Annotated in this window: 13 protein-coding genes; 3 read left to right on the top strand and 10 right to left on the bottom strand. The window is 45.1% G+C overall.

Features of this window, described 5'->3' with window-relative positions:
• Positions 1-5 precede the first annotated feature (5 nt).
• The 6 genes from rpsL to KUV50_RS14160 form a co-directional block, all read right to left on the bottom strand.
• A complete protein-coding gene (gene rpsL / locus KUV50_RS14185) occupies positions 6-377 on the bottom strand; it encodes a 30S ribosomal protein S12 (RefSeq protein WP_222580832.1) in 372 nt (123 codons plus the stop codon).
• Positions 378-864: 487 nt separating this feature from the next.
• Positions 865-1,965, bottom strand: a complete 1,101-nt coding sequence (locus KUV50_RS14180; protein ID WP_222580831.1) for a sialidase family protein — start codon at positions 1,963-1,965, stop codon at positions 865-867.
• 285 nt (positions 1,966-2,250) lie between these two features.
• Positions 2,251-3,756, bottom strand: coding sequence for a RagB/SusD family nutrient uptake outer membrane protein (locus KUV50_RS14175; RefSeq protein WP_222580830.1), 1,506 nt, complete (start codon positions 3,754-3,756; stop codon positions 2,251-2,253).
• A gap of 21 nt (positions 3,757-3,777) precedes the next feature.
• Complete coding sequence (locus tag KUV50_RS14170; RefSeq protein WP_222580829.1) at positions 3,778-6,141, bottom strand: SusC/RagA family TonB-linked outer membrane protein; 2,364 nt, start codon at positions 6,139-6,141, stop codon at positions 3,778-3,780.
• Between the two features lie 42 nt (positions 6,142-6,183).
• Positions 6,184-7,008, bottom strand: coding sequence for a carboxypeptidase-like regulatory domain-containing protein (locus tag KUV50_RS14165; protein ID WP_222580828.1), 825 nt, complete (start codon positions 7,006-7,008; stop codon positions 6,184-6,186).
• A 117-nt stretch (positions 7,009-7,125) separates the two neighbouring features.
• A complete protein-coding gene (locus tag KUV50_RS14160; RefSeq protein ID WP_222580827.1) occupies positions 7,126-8,046 on the bottom strand; it encodes a dihydrodipicolinate synthase family protein in 921 nt (306 codons plus the stop codon).
• A gap of 172 nt (positions 8,047-8,218) precedes the next feature.
• Here KUV50_RS14160 and KUV50_RS14155 point away from each other — a divergent pair, with 172 nt between their 5' ends.
• The gene (locus KUV50_RS14155; RefSeq protein ID WP_222580826.1) at positions 8,219-8,887 is read left to right on the top strand and encodes a FadR/GntR family transcriptional regulator; all 669 of its coding nucleotides are present in this window, start codon (positions 8,219-8,221) and stop codon (positions 8,885-8,887) included.
• Between the two features lie 131 nt (positions 8,888-9,018).
• Entirely contained in the window at positions 9,019-9,384 is a 366-nt protein-coding gene (locus KUV50_RS14150) for a four helix bundle protein (protein ID WP_222580825.1), read from the top strand.
• A 102-nt stretch (positions 9,385-9,486) separates the two neighbouring features.
• On the opposite strand, the gene KUV50_RS14145 is transcribed toward KUV50_RS14150, so the two are convergent.
• Positions 9,487-12,120: a sodium:solute symporter family transporter gene (locus KUV50_RS14145; RefSeq protein WP_222580824.1), complete on the bottom strand. Its 2,634-nt coding sequence runs from the start codon at positions 12,118-12,120 to the stop codon at positions 9,487-9,489.
• A gap of 211 nt (positions 12,121-12,331) precedes the next feature.
• The gene (locus KUV50_RS14140; protein ID WP_222580823.1) at positions 12,332-13,099 is read right to left on the bottom strand and encodes a creatininase family protein; all 768 of its coding nucleotides are present in this window, start codon (positions 13,097-13,099) and stop codon (positions 12,332-12,334) included.
• A gap of 393 nt (positions 13,100-13,492) precedes the next feature.
• Between KUV50_RS14140 and KUV50_RS14135 the strand changes: the two genes are divergently transcribed.
• Complete coding sequence (locus tag KUV50_RS14135; RefSeq protein WP_222580822.1) at positions 13,493-14,893, top strand: sialate O-acetylesterase; 1,401 nt, start codon at positions 13,493-13,495, stop codon at positions 14,891-14,893.
• Positions 14,894-15,677: 784 nt separating this feature from the next.
• Here KUV50_RS14135 and KUV50_RS14130 read toward each other — a convergent pair.
• Both KUV50_RS14130 and serC read right to left on the bottom strand, forming a co-directional pair.
• Entirely contained in the window at positions 15,678-18,839 is a 3,162-nt protein-coding gene (locus KUV50_RS14130; protein WP_222580821.1) for a S41 family peptidase, read from the bottom strand.
• A gap of 135 nt (positions 18,840-18,974) precedes the next feature.
• A complete protein-coding gene (gene serC / locus KUV50_RS14125) occupies positions 18,975-20,033 on the bottom strand; it encodes a 3-phosphoserine/phosphohydroxythreonine transaminase (RefSeq protein ID WP_222580820.1) in 1,059 nt (352 codons plus the stop codon).
• Between the last annotated feature and the right edge of the window lie 35 nt (positions 20,034-20,068).

The raw sequence follows: 20,068 nt of genomic DNA, 5'->3' as shown, positions 1-20,068 counted from the left end.
TATGATTATTTAGGTTTTTTTGTTCCATACTTTGACCGCGACTGCAAACGACCTTCTACTCCGGCGGTATCCAAAGCACCACGCACGATCGAATACCGAACACCAGGCAAATCCTTGACCCGTCCACCTGACACCAACACGATAGAGTGCTCCTGCAGATTGTGTCCCTCCCCAGGTATGTATGCAATCACCTCAATGCCATTTGTCAATCGCACCTTAGCCACTTTACGCAACGCAGAGTTTGGCTTCTTAGGCGTTGTCGTGTATACACGCGTACACACCGCCCGCTTTTGCGGACAAGACTCCAGCGCCCTGGACTTACTCTGTTCTTTGATCTTCTTACGACCCTTTCGGACTAATTGATTAATTGTTGGCATATTACAAATTCACTGCTTATCAAAATATTTATAACAAAATAACTCTGAGCCTGAGGCATCCCGGTAAGGACAGCACTTGCCTCTCTCAAAAGCGATTGCAAAGATAGTTTAAATATTTTAAATAAAAAACCATAGTTAGAATTTTTTAGGAAAAGTGCAAGCAGAGAACAGGAAAGAAAACCGTAGACGTAAAGCCCAACAGAGAAAGTGGAATGCTCCCTGACCCAATCTTCAGCCCCTAGCCTAGCAAACGCTGTGTCTCTCAGGCTGATGTGTCTGCTGTAATTAATAAACGGAATTGGGCGAGAAGATTGTGGGATTATTGCTTTTTCTCTAAAATTCTTTTACCTGATTCTTTCATGCGCATGTATTTAAACTATTTGACTTTCATGATTTGCAAGTATCCATTAATGAACAGCCCATCGCTGATGAATCCTCTTTCCACGTGATACTCCTCCAGGCATCCTATGGATCCATGCTATTATAATCACTTCACCCATTCGATCGGAAATTTCACAAACGTATTCCGAGAATAGTCATCCCGTTCAAAAAACACGCCAATCTCCCCATTTTCCAAGATTGTTATCGAAGAATATGCAGCGGATCCCGGGTAAATCACCTTTCCGTCCGACCAGGTTTTTCCCTCATCATAGCTTATCCGTATCGTTAGATTTTTACGCCCTTTCTCAGAATTGGTGTTGCAAAAAAGCAAACGGTTTTGATCATCTCCCGCACTTTTGGAGGAATATCGAATAATTCCTGCATTGTTGCCCGGATCGGTTAATTGGTTCGCCGGCCGACTGGTCCACGACTGACCTTGATCGTCAGACACATGAACATATCTTCTACCGCCTTGATTCACCCGCGAATTAATCATCCAGTCCCCGTTATCAAGCTGTATGATTTTGGACTCATCACCCACTTCTATGGGTGTATCGATCAGAAACCAGGACGCCCCATGATCTTTACTACCAAAAATATGCAAACCATTCTTGAGATTAACCAAGGTATGAAGCAGCCAGCCGTCTTTGGTCTGTATACCCCGGCCAGAAGTAATAAACTTAAAGTCGTTGTGCCATTCGGCCTTGGTGATCTGATCGGTGATGTCGAACGGTTCACTCCAGGTATTTCCATTATCACTGCTTTTGACCACATGAAGGTAATAGACATCTTTTTCTTTATCCAAATCCATATAGTTATAAAACATGAAGACTTCACCAGTTTCCTCATCGACAATCATACTCGGATCTGAGGCCGATTTTCCATCCGGAAAATCCACGACGGTCTGGATATCCGTCCAGGAGTCGCCGTTGTCCATACTACGACGAAGCACAATATTAATATCACGGCTTCCGCGTAAATCTGCACACCCTGGTACCCGTTCGTCAATGGCCGCAATCAAATCCCCGTTCGGTGCCGTCACGATAGCCGGTATTCGGTAACATTCCACATCCGGGTTTTCCGCTGCTACAAAAAGATCATGAAATTCACTGAGTTCCGGTTTACTCTCACTTTTCAATGAAGTTCCTTTTCTGGAACATGCAATCATCATAAGCACCACAGCAAAGAGTAAAAGTAAATGTCGCATATATCTAAAGTGTTTATTTGTGAGTACCGGAACTGGTAATATAGTAATTCTACGAGAATTTTTTGTGTAAAATAAAATTTGATCTCATATCCAATAAAAAAAAATCCGTCAAATCTCTTACCACAGCTTATTATAAGGTGCGGAGCAATGCCTTTCCCGCATCCTCTGCCGTACGTGCCGGCCACCAGGTCATCAAAGGCGTGCCCCCCTCTTCGGGAGCCGGTCTGCAAAGGTCACCGCCAGGGTGCTTTCAAATTAAAAAACTAATCATTCAAAATTAACAATTCAATTATACCCCGGCGTCTGCTCCAGCAACGGATTCCGACCGATCATATCCAATGTGATCGGCAATAGCAATTTATATTCTTCAGCAGAAGTCAGGTAAGGAACATGTTCAAACACATAGGAAGCCCCCGCTCTTCGCAAATCCCACCAACGTTTTCCTTCGCCGACAAACTCTTTATATCGCTCAGCGAGAATGGTCTCCGTATTGGCCGCCTTGGTTCCGGAGGAATATTCATGGGTGGTTGCATCATAGGCATCACCATACGCTCTCGTTCTGATTTGATTGATTTCATCAGAAGGATCCTGACCAAGCAGATTCTTGGCCTCCGCGATCATCAGCAAAACATCGGCATATCGATACAACGGAACATCATTGTCCATGATTCGCAATGAGCCATCCACAGATCCGCTAAACTTGTTTAATATGGAACCAAAATACTTTTCGGCATTGTAGGATCGATAACCCTGACCGCCATTATCATCGGTATAAAGCTGAATGAAAGTTGCATCTTTCCGGCTATCCTCGTGATCATCCAATCTCAGAAGAGTGGTTTCTGAGGGGCCAAATCGATTAGCTCCGTTCGTGACATAATCAGCCATGGAATTCCCGTGCTGATCAAACTGCGGATGAATCTCCGTCGTCCGACCAGTCATCAGACTATAGAAGTTTGTTGCCTGATCCTGCTCAAACTGGAAGGCAAATATAAATTCCTTGTTGTTTTCATTCTCGGTAGAAAATACATTGGCATAAGAAGGCAGCAGTTCGACATCCATGGCCCCCACCTGGTTCAGTGCGGACAACGCTTCATTAAAATCGGCGTCGCCACCCCCCATCAGATTTCCGGACCACAGGAATACATCACCCTTGAGTGTCAGTGTGGCCGCTTTGGACCAATACACCCGTTGACCTTCCCAAAAGGAATCATCATCACCGAATGCATCGAGTGAACGCTGCACATCTGCTTTTATCAGAGCCATCACTTCGGAGGCTGCAGACCGGGGTTTGGACAAACTTTCAGGATTCTCTTCGGTGAAGGGAATCGTAGATATGGGCACATCCCCCCAGGTTCTTAGCAGCGTATAATAATAAAACGCCCGCATTCCATAAGCCTGCCCCATCATATGATCCCGGTCTTCTATATTAACAAAATCAATTTCCGGTACATTGGATATAAAATCATTTAACCGGTGAATGTCACTATACAGGCCGGCCCACCCGCCAAACGGGGCGGTGGATACGGTAATATTGGATTCGATAAAATCCGTACTGGATGGTGATTCATAGGTCTGCCCACCCCATATGTCACTTCTCAATGCGCCCAGCGCCCAAAAAGTATATACTTCGCCTCGAAACGTACCGTACAAGCCGGTATGCGCTGCACGAGCACCCGTTTCCGAATCCCAAAATCCTTGATAGGTCAATTCACTCGGAGGCTTCAGGTCAATCAGACTATCACATCCAGTGAACATTAATAAGGAAGCTACTACTATGATTATATTTTTCATCGCTTTCATTTTCATATCGTATTAAAATGTAAGATTCAACCCAAAGGTAAGCGTACGCGGCAGTGGAAATTCTCCTGCCTGATACCCGCCCTCCTCCGGGGTATATCCACTGTAGCTTTTAAAATAAGCCACGTTCGATCCGGTCAGATAAAAATTGAGTCGTTTGACCTGATCCTGAAGGATGATTCCGGATAGATCATAACTCAAAGTAATCTCACGAAGCGCGAGGTAATTTCCTTTTTCCCAAAACCGACTGTTCACCGTTCCCTCATTCCCGCGAAATATATTTTTCTGCGCATCTACAAAGACAAATCTCGGAACGTCTGTCTCTGTATTCTCCGGCGTCCAGGAGTCCAGGACGATGGCGTCCTGATTCAGGTTCCCCTGGGTCTGTCCCAGTCCTTTCCCCCGGATGTGATTATAAATCAAGTGACCGAAAACAAAATCAGTTTTCACATAAAATCCAAAATTCTTGTATTGAAGGTTGGAAGAAAATCCGCCATACACGTCTGGTGTAGACCGCCCGATAACCTGCCGGTCAAAGCTGTTGATGGTGTTGTCCCCGTTCACATCCACCCAGGCGACGTCACCCGGGTAGCGCTTGGTGTTGTTCGGGAGCAGTACATCCACCCGGCCTTCATGCTCAGCCACTTCTGCTTCATTCGCATAAATATAATCCTGGATATAGGTTACGATCAGGTCGTTTCCAACGCGCTGCCCTTCCTGCAGCCCGCCTACCCATTCGAGTTCGCCATTGGAATTGTAAATTTGAACCCCTCCTTGCCGGTTGAGCTCGTTGTCGTTTTCCGGGAGTTTGATTACATAATTCTTATAATGCGTAAAGGTTCCGGTCAGATACCAGCTCAGGTCTTCCGTACGGAATGCTTCATAATTCAATTGTAGTTCCAGCCCCTTGTTTCTAAGCGTTCCATTATTGGTTCGAATCGAACTAAATCCGGTCCAGTATGGCAAGGTGAGGTTAGCAATCTTATCCTCCACATCCCGTATATAATAATCTGCAATCAATGACAACCGATCATCAAGAACGGACACATCCAGACCAAAATTCAGTGTAGTCGATCGCTCCCACCGTAAATCCAGCGTAGGTAGTCCTGTATTGGCGTATCCTGTCTGTCCACCATATATACCCTGGGAACCATACGACCCAAAAACGGAGTAATCTCCACCCACGGATTCCAGATTACCATTGACTCCATAACTAAGCCGCGGCTTAATTTTACTAAATGTATTACTTAAACCAGAACCGGAAAAGAAGTCTTCATCATGAACATTCCATCCCAATGAAATCCCCGGGAAAAAACCATATTTGTTATTTCCTAACTTAGAACTTCCATCTCTTCGAAAAGTAAAACCGAGCAGGTATTTGCCCCGGTAACCATAGTTCAATTGACCAAAAGCGGACACTATAGCATTTTCTGTCTCAAAACTGCTGGGGACTCCATTGGCTTCACTACCTGCATTTAGAGTATAAATCAGATCAGTGGGAGAATCTTTGGTCGCTCCGCTGAAGGTATAATAATTATCATTGTAATATTCAGCACCTATCAAGGCATCAAAGGTATGATCTCCAACTGCCTTACTATAATTTAACATACCAGTAAACTGATTCCGAAGCGTCCGTGCCAGACTCGCTGATGCGCTCCGTGTAGTGATCAGTGTTCCTCCATTGAGGAATGCTTTATTGAACGCAGAATTATGATTATCAATCATAAAGTGATTAGCCCGTAAGTCCAGGCCCAGGTTGTTCAGAATCTTCCAGTTCAATCCGACCGAAGCCGATAACCGTTGCTCCAGATTGTTCCGAATAAACTTATCCTGGTAATAGAGCGGGTTCCCAAATCCAAAGTTCGTCCCCGGATTGAGAACATTGGAAAAGGTCCCATCCGGGTTGTTATTGTAAGTTCGAGATGTCGGAGGCTGACCGGCAAAGCGACGAAAAACCGTATTATCGCTTCCCAATGGGCTTCGATCCAGATTGGAATGCGAATACAGTATATCCGAATTGACGCTGAGATTTTCGCGAATGTTATACGACCCGCTAAATTTACCGCTGTACCGCTTAAACCCGGACCCGAGTATCAGACCATCATTATCCAGATACCCGGCACCGAGGTAGTAGGTTCCTTTTTCATTCCCCCCATCAAAAGACACATAGGTGTCACTAGCCTGACTGTTTTGATAAATCAGATCGCCAACGCCCTCGTTGTTATAATATAATATTTCTTTGCTAGGATCCAACGGATCAGGGATGGTCGACCATCCAGGTTGTTGGAGCAGATACTGATTGTCCGCATCGAGGTACTGGACGGTAAATGACGAATTCGTGGTATTATTCCCGGTTCCAAACCCCAGGGGACCATCCAAAAAAGCTGCAAATCCATTGGGACGATTGGCAGCTTCCCGATACTAGGCCACGGCTTGACGGTTGTATTTTATAAAGTCACCAGCACCTAAGTATTCCGGCGTGGGGCGGCGGTAATTTTTACTAAATTTTTGCTTGACATTGATGTTAGCCTGTCCGGATTTCCCCCGCTTGGTCGTCACCAGGATCACCCCATTGGCAGATCGGGCGCCATATATGGCCGTAGCGGCTGCATCTTTTAGTACTTCGATGGATTCGATATCATCCGCATTGAGCGCATAAAAACTTCCGGGCACACCGTCAATCAAGATCAGCGGAGAACCGCCACCGCCAAATGAGGTCCCTCCACGAAGGACAATGCGCGGCGTAGATCCCGGTTGCCCGGTGGTGTTTGTGATCTGCAGCCCGGCCACGGTGCCCTGCAACGCTGTGGCTGCATTGGACCGGGTAGAAGTTTCCAGTATCCGGGTATCGAGTTTTGATACGGAAGTAGTCATGGTGGTCCGGGCTTGCTTACTATACCCGGTAACGACGACTTCATCCAATACGGATGCATTTTCAGAAAGTGTAATCGTTAATTCGGTTTGTGCTCCAACGGGTACCTCCTTGGTTTGATACCCAATATAACTTACCACTAAGACATCATCGGGGCCCGCAGTGATCGTAAACTGCCCATCAAAATCTGTTTGAGTTCCTTGCGAAGTCCCTTTGATGAGCACATTTGCACCGATTAATGTCATGCCTGATTCATCCACTACAGTTCCGCTTAATTCTGCTTCTTGAGCTTGCGCTACAGGGACCAGAATGACTAAAAACAGTACGGACAGGAACCAGTGAAGCATCGTATTCCTTTGACCTGAGTAATTCATACTATACATAGTCTTAATATTATCTGTTCAAGTGTTTGTATTACAAATGTAATATTAAGAAAGATTTACTGATTTCCCAAAATTTCAAAAGGATTATTTAAATAAAGCTCAAACTATTCATACGGATTCCCGGACGACGGAAGATATTTGATCAAAGTTAATGCGAGCCAGGTCCTCGGAAAATATTTGCGGATTCGCGATAGGCCCCACCGGGGAGCGAAACTCACCACAATCTAAGCCAATGTGTTTCATAAAATACTTTCCTGCCGGAATGCCTCCATGGCGTATTAATACATCTACGACCTCAATAGATCTGGACTGAAGTTCCCGGGCATGCGCCATATCACCGTTTTCAAATGCTGCCATCAAATCCAGATAAAGTGGAGCAGCGTAATTGTAGGTACTACCTACCCCCCCTTTGGCCCCCATGGCCAAGGCTGAAATCAGAGTCTCATCCATCCCCCACAACAGGTCAAACCGGCCTTCTTCGAAAGTCAGGCATTTTCTGTAATCATACAGATCCGGAGCAGTATATTTGATGCCGGCCAGATTTGGTATGGTCCGAGCCTCCTTCAAAAAAGAATACATAGAAACAGCGACTCCGGACAGCGCAGGAATGTGGTAATAATAGACAGGCATGTCAGGGACTACGGATGCCAGCTCTCGGCAATAGCTCGCCAGATCAAAGGCTGACTTAATCTTAAAATAAAAAGGGGGCAAGATGGCGATACCATATAACCCTATTTCTGAAGCATAACGGGCCAGATCCTGGCCTTCCCGCAAACTATTGGAACTGATGAGAGCAATGACTTTAAAGTCTTCGGTCTGCTCTTCTTGCCAGGCCAGCACGACCTTTTCCTTTTCCTCCCGGGTCAAAGAAACTCCTTCCCCGGTGGAGCCTATAATAAAAGCCCCCTGAACTCTGTTCTCTTTAAGATTATTTGCTAATTGCGGAATCATATCCACGTTTACGTTCCCATCTTGATACAGTGGGGTAAATGGAGCGGCAATCAAACCGGTAATTTTATTTATTTTCATCGTTATATTATACGTAATGAATGATTTAATTTGGTCGATCAGGTTGGCACCAAAATATAAAATGCGAACCTAAATCTACATATTTGTATGATATATCAAATTAATGATATTATTATTGGAAGTGCAAATAATTTCACTTAAATTATTAATTTTGCTGAAATAAAAATCCGGTATGAACAAAAAAAGCCTTGTAGAACAAACTGAAAAAAAGCTATTAGCCTATCTCAACGAAGCAGATACCAAGGCGGGTAGCCCTTTTCCCACGGAAAAGGAATTGGGGGAAGAATTGGGCGTCAGCCGAACCGTGGTACGGGAGGCCTTAAACCGACTCAAAGCTATGGGCATCATCGATTCCCGAACCAATCGGGGATCTGTGGTGGCATCACCTGACATTCTGCATCTGATGGAAAAAGCGATCGTTCCTCAGATCCTGGATCAGGAAACACTAAAAGAAATTTTTGAGCTGCGTCTCGTACTCGAAGTAGGGATGTCAGACCTGGTATTTATGCGTACCACTCGGACCGATCTGGTTGAGCTACACAAGATCGTAGAAGAAGAGTCCGAAAAAAACGGTTCCATTTTTGATGTGGATCACGAAGTAGCGTTTCATGGCAAACTATATGAACTGACCGGCAATTCAACCCTGAGCCGTCTGCAAAGTCTTTTGCTTCCTTCTTTTCAATATGTGTACGATAATCATCTGATCCAACATTCGGAAGATACGGCGTTTATGTCACACAAGGATTTGATACATGAATTGGAGAACGGAACCGCTGAGTCTTTTCGAAACGGCATGCGAAAGCATCTGGAGAATCATTATTCGAGACTATTCGCTTCTTAAGGCAGTGGAAAGTGGAAAGTGTAAAACTTCTGAAATGGAAAACGGAAAGTGGAAAGTGGAAAACGTGTCCTACAAAACATACTATTCCTGACGGTAATATTTGAGGTCTTATCAATTTAAAGATAGTTATAATGGAAAAGAGCAAAAGTATAGTAATGAACAAAGCTTATGCTTTTTCGATCCATATTATCGGACTGTGTAAGGATATGCAATCACAGAAAAAGGAATATGTTCTATCAAAACAATTGCTAAGAAGTGGCACTGCGATAGGTGCTTTAATAATGGAAGGTGAACATGCCCAATCTAAAGCAGATTTTTTAAACAAAATGAACGTTGCTTTAAAGGAAGCTAATGAAACCAAATATTGGTTAATGCTACTTCACGATACAGGGTACATAGATGATCGTACATTCGAAGCATTTTCGCCAGATATTAAAGAAATCCTGAGATTATTGGTAAGTATTGTAAAAACCACCAAAAATCGTTTAAACAGATAATTGTCAAATATTACACAAATTCTATTTTCAGCTGCATTTTCAGCTGCATTTTCAACTTTCAATTTTCAACTTTCAATTCTCCGAGTTTTCCATTCTGATCTTTCAACTTTGGGCTTCCCATTGGAAAAGAAGACTAAAAAAGTAGCTCAACACATAACACGATACAAAGCCTGTAGCCGCAAAGAGCAACACATGCATATTGGTATTCATCGTCAGATAATACTGGACCATCCCACTCAATATCAATCCGGCGACTGCCCCGCGCCCGTTGGCCCGTTTCGTAGTCATACCCAGCAGGAACAAACCGCCCAGGCCACCGGCGAAAAGTCCGATATACAATTGAAACTGATCCCAGAGTGACTGGATGTTCCACGAGGCCATCATCAGTGCAAAACCAGTGCCCAGCACCCCAAATACAAGAGTGGCTACCCGTGCCATTTTCAGCTCGCTACGAGCACTTCCCCATGAAAATCGATGGTAAAAATCCGTAATAAATGCGGTTGAAACAGAGTTCATACTACTGCTAAGACTGGACATCGCTGCAGAAAATATTCCTGCAATCAACAATCCGGACACCCCCTGCGGCAGCTCTGTCACAATATACCACGGAAAGATTGCATCATCATTGGCTAATGTAGGATCAAGGTGTTCTACATGCGCCGAATAGTATAAATACAGTGCGGTCCCAATACTAAAAAATATTAAGGTCGCCGGTATCGCCAGCAATGCGAAAGTCCACACACTTCGACGAGCTTCCTCTTCATCCGAAGTGGTTAAATATCGCTGCACCATGGTCTGATCACTTCCGCTGGTGATTAGGTTAGCAAAAAACCCACCGATCAAGACGACCCAGATCGTTGGTCGTGTCATATCGAAAGAGGTCTCCAGTAAACGAAATTTTTCGGCATCAGCCGCAGCCTGATACGCCTCTCCCAGAGCCATGTCGACCCGGGATAACAACAATACCAGGCAAAGAGCAGCACCCCCCATCAACACGACCACCTGTAAAACATCGGTCCAAATGACGGCTTCGATTCCTCCCATCATCGTATAAACAATACTCACCACCCCCATGACGACAATACACAGCTCGATACTCACGCCGGTCACCAAACTGACTGCAATGGAAGGTAAGAACAGGACGATACCGACCCGTCCCATTTGCAAAACCATAAATGATAAACTCCCCAGAACCCGGGTCAGTAAATTAAATCTTTTTTCCAGATACTCATACGCACTGGTAATATTAAGCCGCCTAAAGTAAGGAATATAGACAGCGATCAAAATAGGCGCTGCAATCAACGGAGTCATCTGAAAAAAGAAATACCCCCAATCCGTCATGTAGGTTTTAGCTGGTATGGCCATAAAAGTAATCGCACTCAGGCTCGTTCCGAACAAGCTCAGACCCGCCGCCCACCAAGGAATTCGACCGCCTCCTTTGAAATAATCTTCTGTAGATTTTTGGCGCCGACTGTACTTCACCCCGATCATAATCATAACAAGAAAGTACAGCCCGATCACCAAATAATTCAACCAACCAAATGCTCCAGCCCGCTCGGTTTTACTGCCTTTCCAGATGATCGGAGTACGAACCCCCGGGTGAATTTCACCGCTGGTAATGAAATATTGATTTTTCCATGAAAATGCATTTGTGGTAACAGGCAGTAACCCCGGAAAAGTGTCGAGAATAGTCCACGTATTTGTAATCGTGTGGTATGCGCGTATTGTACGTGAAAATCCGGAATGATTGACAAACAGAGTATCCAGGTCATTTTGGAGCTGTACTTTAACCTCTGCATCCTGCGCTTCCTCAATCTGTGTCAATAAACCGATCCGTTCCATTAATTCCCGGCCATCATCCCCGCCAAAAACAAGGATATGACTGGCTCCACTCCGAATCGAAGAAGCCCCCATCAAACACAGGTTCTCCCTATCATCCGTATTTAGCCTCCCGAGTGGAGCCCATTCTCGCTGAACAGGGTCGTACCGGAAACCATCATAAAGCAATTCAATTCTTCCCTGTGAACCTTGTGTCCTGCCGCTGAAAAGATACAAGGACTCTAACCGGCCGTTGCTCTGCACCTGTGACACGGGATAGTACCGCGGCGGTCCCGGACACCCCGGCAACACCTCCCATTTTGCATTATTGCCTTCCCCCAGTTGCACCAAAACATTCTGTTCGTTTTGCACACCATGAACGACAATATGCTTTCCCAGCAAACCTCCGGACACTGCTTTAAATCCATCGGGCAACGGAGTTAATTCCCTCATCATAATTCTTTGGTTTCCGTCATCCCATCTTAAGGCAAGAACCTGAGACACCACCCCCGATTCGTTTTCCCCGCCAATCAAAACCAAATCACTTCCCCGCTGAACCACCGCACCGTACGCCATATTTACCGGAAGACGTACATCGGATAAAAGCCAATTCGCAGGGTCCTGACCGTCGGTTTTTAGCACGTATATTTGATCCCAATACACTTTCCCGCCCCCTTCCCACGGTACGTCATAGGGAAAGTTTGCTCCACCAGCTACGATCATGACACCATCGGACATTCCCGAGTAGGCTCCGGCCAATCCAGGCTGGCTGGTGTGGAATTCATCTTGCTCCAGTTCGGGATTCGGCGGCAAAGTCGTCCACTCCTGCCAAGTGAGATGGGATTGACCCACTCCAGGCAGAACAACAGAACATACTATCAGAATAATACTACAATAGGTGTCAAAGATTCGATTCATTGGCATGAAAATAAATAAGAAGGTCGCCCCGATAGCCAGAAAACAACAGCCTCAATTAATAATACAAATTGAGGTAAATATAATATATTATTTTTAATTGCAGCTGAGTGATTTGATGATAAAAGGTAATTTTTGGTATGACTGAATCCATGAGATCAGCCCACCTTCATCAAAGTACCACTTTTATCTTTCTCCTTTTTCCTTTCCCTTTTTACCTCTTAGAATATAATTCCTCATTGGATATCGATGCTAGTTCTATCAAAAACTCTGCTATCTGATCGGTAGTTTCTTCGACAAACTTTTTCCCTTTCTCAGCGGTAGAAGCTTTTGGATCACCCACACCGGTGTCGACCGTTGCCTTTGTCCAGATTCGCTGACTCGTCACTTTTCCTTCCCGCATTGCTGTAATTCGGTAAGGAATACTGGCTCCCGATCCTGCTTCATTCAAGGGCCGAACGAGATCAGGAAAAAAATGCATGACGGCTGATGTTTCCAATTCACCGGCATGATCTCCAGGCTCCTCGAAAATACCTTCTACATCTCCAAACTGCCACCAATTCAGACTACCCACAAACACATCCGGAAAATCGAGATATACCTCACGGATCATTTGTTTGAAATGATTCCCGCCATGCGCATTAACGATTACCAGCTTGTCAATCCCATGATGATCCAGCACCTGGATAAGATCCCGGAGCACCATCAACTGCGTCGATGGATTCATGTTCATACAAAGGTTGACATCGATCTGGCCCGTGTTGACTCCAAATGGAACACAGGGCAGAACAATTATTTTATGCCCTTTTTCCCAAACTTTCCGTGCTGCTTCGATCGCCACTTCTTCACCCAGGTAAGAATCTGTCCCATAAGGTAAATGATAGTTATGAGCCTCTGTCGCTCCCCAGGGCAAGAGCGCAATTTTATATTCCGTGTCTTTAACGACTTTCCAGTTGGTTTCTTTGAGGACGTAATCTCTCATGGTTTTAGTTTGTAGTTTGTAGTTTATAGAATTTGGATTTGAGGTCACTTCAAAAGGTCTAATAGGATCTGGAGCCTTGGCGCAAAACCGTAGTCTATTTGCACAAAACCGACTTTTCGGCACAAGCTCAGGTATATGAATTTTGTGACGATTCGTCCAACACCTCAACACCTCAACAATCTAAACTAATTTTTTTTTCGAAACGATACCGATTATGGATTTTTTTTCACTTCGTGTTTTATTTTTTTTTGATGTGGCACGCAGCGCTGAAAACATTGAATTAGCTGAATCATGTACGGAAGTAAATAATAATGCCTCATCAATTTGATAATTGCAATAATTCCTTATATTACGTATCATTTTTAGAACATTATCAAAAAACTTCCTGCTGTCATGAAAAAAACCCACCCCATCATCGGATTTGTCTTAATTCTTATTCTTCCTTTAGCACTCCATTCCCAAACCAAACTTCCGACCTTTTTCTCTGATCATATGGTTCTTCAACAGAATGAAGAAGTAGCTATCTGGGGCTGGGACGATGCTGGAAAAAAAATAAATATAGAAGGAAGCTGGGGACAAAAAGCCACGACAAAAACAGATGGGTCCGGAAAATGGGAAACCCGCTTGCAGACGCCCTCCGCCGGGGGACCCTATACCCTGACCATTTCGGGAAACGATGAAATTCAATTACAAGATGTCATGATCGGTGAAGTATGGATATGTTCCGGTCAATCCAATATGCAAATGACTTTGAACGGATACGGTAATCAACCCATCTTTGATGCTGGTGATGCCATTCTGTATGCCAATCAATCCGGAATCCGGATGTATACCGGCGCTCGCAAAGCGAGTGTAGAAGCCATGACCGATATGGAAGGAACCTGGCAGGTATCCAGCACTAAAAATGCCCCGGGGTTTAGTGCAGCAGCCTATTTTTTTGGAAGAGTATTGGAAGATGTTTTAGAAGTACCGGTCGGACTGATTATCACCTCCTGGGGCGGGTCCAAGGTTGAGGCTTGGATGGATAAAAAATCACTCCGAAAATCCAACGTCAATGAATTTCCCAACGAGGTACCCGAAAAGGCTCCAAACCATGCACCAACCTTGCTCTACAATGGAATGATCAAACCACTTGTCCCCTTCACAGCGAAAGGATTTTTGTGGTATCAAGGGGAATCCAATGTCAGCAATGCCGACGAATACACTCAACTATTTTCAGACATGATCACTTTGTGGCGATCGGATTTCCAAAATCCGGATATGCCTTTTTATTTCGTGGAAATCGCTCCATACAACTACGGCGGGCGAAATTCATCCTTTTTGCGTGAAGCCCAGTTGCAGACCATGCTTCAGCTGCCTAACACGGGGATGGCAGGTACCATGGATTTGGGCAATTGCACCAACATTCACCCAGGGAATAAAAAAGATGTTGGGCGCAGACTGGCGCTGTGGGCCCTTTCTCAGACTTACGGTCTCGAAGGGTTTCAATACAGCGGGCCTGTGTATCACTCCATGAAAAAAACGGACGACCACAAAATCATCCTGAGTTTTGACCATGCCGGAAACGGACTCTCCACTTTTGGGCAACCGCTCAAAGGTTTTGAAATCGCAGGTAAAGACGGCAACTTTGTTCCGGCAGAAGCAACCATTGGCCGTAACGCTCAAGTGACCGTTTGGTCTAGTCAAGTCAGCAATCCGCAGGTGGTAAGGTATGGGTTTTCGAACTGTCCCGAAGCAACCTTGTATAATATGGAGAAATTGCCGGCGCCGTCTTTCCGTACGGACTTTAAGTAATGATTGATGGTGAATGATTGGTGAATGATGTCATTAATTCCAATCCAGTATCATAAATCAAACATTGATACATGGAAACATAGTGCTCACTTTCGGAATAATTGAAAGTAGCCGGAGCTTCCAACCCCTGGGATGCCCATAACACGGCACTGGATTATTAGGGATAGGCACGGAATAGGCACGCTAAGGCCACGCTGGAGCTTGTCAGGCTGTGGCGGGCTCTATCAGTTTTGACTTGATATTTAAATTTGCCCCCATCCCTTAGTGTCCCAAAATCAAGATTTTCTTGAGCTTATCTCATGATTCATGTCCCCTATCGTCATACGCAGCCCGGCAGGCTCTGACAGATAATTGTGAATATCCATATCATAAGAAGGAGGTACGCTTGCTCCTCGAAAAGGTAGGATATAAATTATACCCCTTATACCATTTGAATTCATTATTGCCGTATATATTCCGAAATATTATATAGCATTATCGAATACAAATGGTATTATTCCCAAGAGCTGGAGCTCTTGCTTCCCGGGTCGATAGTTACTCCCGACACGAACCAAGTCCCAAACCACCAAACCACAAACAATACCACTGCTAAATAAAAATTTTCACGAAAAAGGAAGCTACTTCCTGGGACCAAAAGCAGTGTCATCACCATAGAACCAAACCACAAACAATACCACTAAAGGCAAGCCGATGCTCTACCGCTAAGATTTCTGCAAAACCAGGGAGTTTACACCACATCCTATTTTTCCGCTTGTTCCAGCACCCGGATTCCAGCATCCAACCTTTAGTCCATCGCTTTTAATAATACTTCGACAGCTTTTTCCAACTGGGGATCTTTGCCCTGGGCCTTAATCCCGGGTGGATTCAGAAGAATATAATCAGGAACCGCTGGCGTTCCTTCCATGTTCGCGTGGGTCGCTTTGACAAACCAGCCCCGAAACGGCAAACGAACAAATGAACCATCCATCAATGAGTGGCCACCGGTTGATATGACGGCTCCAAACGTGGGTTCCCCGATCAAGGGACCCCGATCCAACGTTTTAAAAGCATGTGAAAATATCTCAGCATTGGAATAAGAGGAATGATTGCATATTGCAGCAGCGGGCATGGTCCAGGCAGACAAAGGCAGTCGTTCTCCAAAAGGATAATGACTGCTAAAATCCTCATGATTTTGGAGGTTCTCGGTGGATCCGCGTGGGACCGTATATGCGTGTTGTCGGACCATCAGGACGGTCATCAACATGTCGGTGGTCCATCCTCCCCCATTGTAGCGAACATCAATCACCAAACCTTCTTTTCCATATCCCGAAGCCATTAATTCTCGTTCAAAGGACTCAAAACTCGGCCAGTTCATGCCTTTAATGTGAATATACCCCAGGCGACCTTTGGAATATTTTTCGGTTAAATTTCGTCGTTCTTCTACCCATTCATCGTATAACTGCGTGCCAATAGAAGATGCAGGTCGTATGTAGACATTCTCCAGCGTACCGTCCCGCTCAATCTGCAACCAAACTTTCTCATTCTCTTTTTCCATAAAAGCCGACCAAAAATTAACGGACTGATCCAGTGCATGACCGTCTACAGATCTGATAATATCTCCTTTCTTCAACTTGCTCTCTTCCCGATCTGCCGGAGAATGAGGGACCACATGCCGAATTTCTACGCCATTGGGAACCGGTTTGACTTCTATTCCCAACCGTCCGGTACTAATATTATCTGTATCCTCAGGATTGGATCCATACAGCCCCATGTGGCTGGCATTCAGCTGTCCTAGCATCGCATTGACTAGATCCCGAAAATCCTGGGCGGTCGAGGCTTTCATCACCCAGGGCTGATATTTTTCTTTGAGCTTTTCCCAATCTTTACCGTGAAACTTCGGATCATAAAAACGATCATTCAACACGCGCCACAGCTCTTCAAACACTTGTCGGCGCTCCGCCTGATGATTCATTTTTTTCTTTGCAGAAAAAGGGATGGTTTCCGATCTTTTATTCGCTATCGTAAACACCTTCATCTCCCCCCGCGACCGGTAATAAATTTTCTTGCCATCTTTTGAAAGCGTGGGATCAGAAAGTGTTTGGCTGGCAATGGACTTTAAATCACTCCCATCCCATTTTACCGAAAAGAGCTTCGAATTTTCTCCTTCTTTTCCATTAAAATAGATCGTTTCTCCTTCGGGTCCAAACAGCGCCGTAGATTCATCGCCCGGCATCGAAGTGACCTGCTCAATCCGCCGGTATATCTTATCAAAATCAATAGATACCGGTGCTACCGAGTCTTTTTTTGCATCCTCTTTTTTATTCTCAAAAGGCTCTTCTTTCCAGTCCTGCTTAGACTTTTCCCAATCTTCTTTTTTCAACCAGACAAACCATACATCATCGTCTCCATTATTGCGATTGGATATAAAAGCCAGTTTCGATCCATCCCGGCTCCACACCGGTCCGCGATCACTTCGCGGGTGCATACTTACGTTCACGGGAGTCTGTTCACCGTCTGCTGACGCAATGAACACCTCTCGGTTAAAGTCCAGATCAGGTTGGCTATAGGCAAGCCACCGGCTATCGGGTGACCAGGCCAGATCGGTCGGCTCCGCCCATCCCTTAACAATGGTTTTTTGATTCGTCATATTTCCGGAAGAATCGATATCAAAAACCAGCAAGGTGCCATAATCCCGGATTAGAGCCACCTTGGAATGATCCGGGCTGACCGACATACGCAGTTCCCTTTGTTCCGGTGTCCCGATCATATGTTCAGTCCGGGTCTGATAACTTGAAAACAAGCTAGGAAAGGCAGGATCTCCGGGACGAATTTGATAAATATCTTCCTGCCCATTCCGATCTGAGACAAACAGCAAGGTGCTATCTGTATTCCACACGGGATCGTAATCTTTCCATGCATGTCGAACGATATGGTTGGCACGTGGATTTTTTTCATCATTACGCACCACAAACAAATCTCCGTGTGCCTCTAAAGCTATATACTTTTCATCGGGCGAAAGCGCATAACCGCTTATCTTGCGATCCAGCGTCTCAAATTTTTTCTGGTATTGGTGTGCATCCCCTGGAAGATCAAATCGCATCGATGTCGGCTTCCCATTCCGGACATTGACAGTTTGAAATTCATCCATCCGTTCTACGACCATGGTTTTCCCATCCATCGATATTGAAAAATCCCGGATACCGTCATTTTTGAACTTCGTCACTTGTCTAATGGATCCCGGGGTCCCGTCCGCACCGATTAGGACAGCATGTACATTATACCGTCCCGTTCGCGCAGACATAAAATAAAGTTCGCCATCAGACGTCCATTGTGGATGCGCATCCTGGCCCTGATCTTCCGTGATCTGCGTATATGTTTTTGATTCTATATCATACATCCAAATATCACGGTTTGCCGGTCCTCGGTATTGCTCTCTGGCTAATCGGCAATTTCCCCGCACAAACGCGAGCCATCGACCATCCGGAGACACTACGGGTTCCGATCCCATGCCATCCATAAATCGATAAGGTGTAGCTTCCCCTTTTGGCAATATCATAATTTCCGGAACTCGTTCTACTTGTTTGTACGCCCGGGAGCTATTAAAATAAATGTTACCAGACCCATCGATCGACGGATCTGTATCACTTGTGGAGTAGTAGGTGACACGGTTGGGCAGCCCCGTAGACAAATCCATCATCATCACATCAGCACTGCCAAATCGATTGGTCGTAAAAACCAGCCGTTGTCCGTCAGGATCCCATGCCGGGTCCGCCTCGTAACTTTCATTGACCGTTAGCCGCGTAGATTGTTCTGTTTCCATATTATACGTCCAGATATCGCCTTGCCAGGAAAATGCCAACTGACTCCCGTCGTGATTAAGAGCCGGAGAACGGGGAAGTATATTCTCCTGAGAAAACAATGGGCAAATGGCCAAAAAAGAGACGAAAAAAAGTATATTTTTATACATGCAGATTGCGATTGCGGTTGAATAATAGCGTAAATATACGACATACAAATAAAAAGCCCCGTCACCAAAACAAATTGGAACGGGGCTATTAATATTTTCGAGCTGGATTCTAAATCCAGGCTTCATATCCCTTACTTATTGAAAGGACTCCATGACCTTCACTAATTGCCGCACACCAGCCAGGTCCATGGCATTGTATATACTGGCGCGAAAACCACCCACAGAACGATGTCCTTTCACACCCACAATTCCTGCATCTGCGCATGCCGACAAAAATTCATCCGAGCGAGAAGGCTCGTGCAATAAGAAGCATACATTCATTTTGGACCGGTCTTCTTTAGCAGCAGTGCCGTAAAACAACGGATGATTATCAATCGCTTCATATAGAAGATTTGCCTTTTCAGTATTTCGATTGACCATGCCCTCTACGCCACCATTTTTCTTAATCCAACGCAAGGTCAACAACGATACATAAATCGAAAAGACCGGACCTGTGTTGAAAAGAGAATTCTTTTCGATAAACAAACGATAATCCAGCATGGAAGGCAGCTCACGGGTAACTTTTCCCAATGCACCCTCGCGAACAATAACCAGGGTCGCCCCTGCCGGCCCCATATTTTTTTGTGCGCCTGCATAGATCACATCGTATTTGGACACATCGATTGGCCGGGAGAAAATATCAGAAGACATATCCGCTACCACAGGAACATCAAAATCAGGAATTTCCTGAAACTGTGTACCAAAAATGGTATTGTTCGTGGTAATGTGCACATAGGGGGCACTTGCAGGAACGTCGATATTTTTAGGGATGTAATTGTAGTTTTTATCTGAAGAACTCGCAACAACATCGACGCCACCACAGCGTTTGGCCTCTTTAATCGCTTTTTTGGACCAGGCGCCTGTATCCACGTATGCGGCTGTTTTTCCCGAATCCAACAAATTAAGTGCCGTCATGTAAAACTGCAAACTGGCTCCGCCTTGCAAAAACAATACCCGATACCCTTCCGGAATGTTGAGCAACTCACGGGTAAGAGCAACAGCTTCTTCCATGATGGCGGTCACTTCGGCAGATCGATGTGACATTTCCATTAATGACAATCCGGTGTTTTCATACTCGAGTGCAGCCTGTGCGGCTTGTTTTTTCACCTCCTCTGCCAAAATGGCTGGTCCTGCATAAAAATTATAAGTCTTCATTTTTCTATTTTCTGTTCGAATAATGTGGGGGCAAA

Source organism: Membranihabitans marinus (genome assembly GCF_019802045.1).
In the GTDB taxonomy this organism is placed as follows: Bacteria; Bacteroidota; Bacteroidia; order Chitinophagales; family Saprospiraceae; genus Membranihabitans; species Membranihabitans marinus_A.
This window is presented reverse-complemented; position numbering and strand designations above follow the sequence as displayed.

Excerpts from the sequence above, each read along its gene's own strand:
- rpsL (WP_222580832.1), bottom strand. The coding sequence starts at position 377 with ATGCCAACAATTAATCAATTAGTCCGAAAGGGTCGTAAGAAGATCAAA.
- KUV50_RS14180 (WP_222580831.1), bottom strand. The coding sequence starts at position 1,965 with ATGCGACATTTACTTTTACTCTTTGCTGTGGTGCTTATGATGATTGCA.
- KUV50_RS14175 (WP_222580830.1), bottom strand. The coding sequence starts at position 3,756 with ATGAAAAATATAATCATAGTAGTAGCTTCCTTATTAATGTTCACTGGA.
- KUV50_RS14165 (WP_222580828.1), bottom strand. The coding sequence starts at position 7,008 with ATGAATTACTCAGGTCAAAGGAATACGATGCTTCACTGGTTCCTGTCC.
- KUV50_RS14160 (WP_222580827.1), bottom strand. The coding sequence starts at position 8,046 with ATGAAAATAAATAAAATTACCGGTTTGATTGCCGCTCCATTTACCCCA.
- KUV50_RS14155 (WP_222580826.1), top strand. The coding sequence starts at position 8,219 with ATGAACAAAAAAAGCCTTGTAGAACAAACTGAAAAAAAGCTATTAGCC.
- KUV50_RS14150 (WP_222580825.1), top strand. The coding sequence starts at position 9,019 with ATGGAAAAGAGCAAAAGTATAGTAATGAACAAAGCTTATGCTTTTTCG.
- KUV50_RS14145 (WP_222580824.1), bottom strand. The coding sequence starts at position 12,120 with ATGAATCGAATCTTTGACACCTATTGTAGTATTATTCTGATAGTATGT.
- KUV50_RS14140 (WP_222580823.1), bottom strand. The coding sequence starts at position 13,099 with ATGAGAGATTACGTCCTCAAAGAAACCAACTGGAAAGTCGTTAAAGAC.
- KUV50_RS14135 (WP_222580822.1), top strand. The coding sequence starts at position 13,493 with ATGAAAAAAACCCACCCCATCATCGGATTTGTCTTAATTCTTATTCTT.
- KUV50_RS14130 (WP_222580821.1), bottom strand. The coding sequence starts at position 18,839 with ATGTATAAAAATATACTTTTTTTCGTCTCTTTTTTGGCCATTTGCCCA.
- serC (WP_222580820.1), bottom strand. The coding sequence starts at position 20,033 with ATGAAGACTTATAATTTTTATGCAGGACCAGCCATTTTGGCAGAGGAG.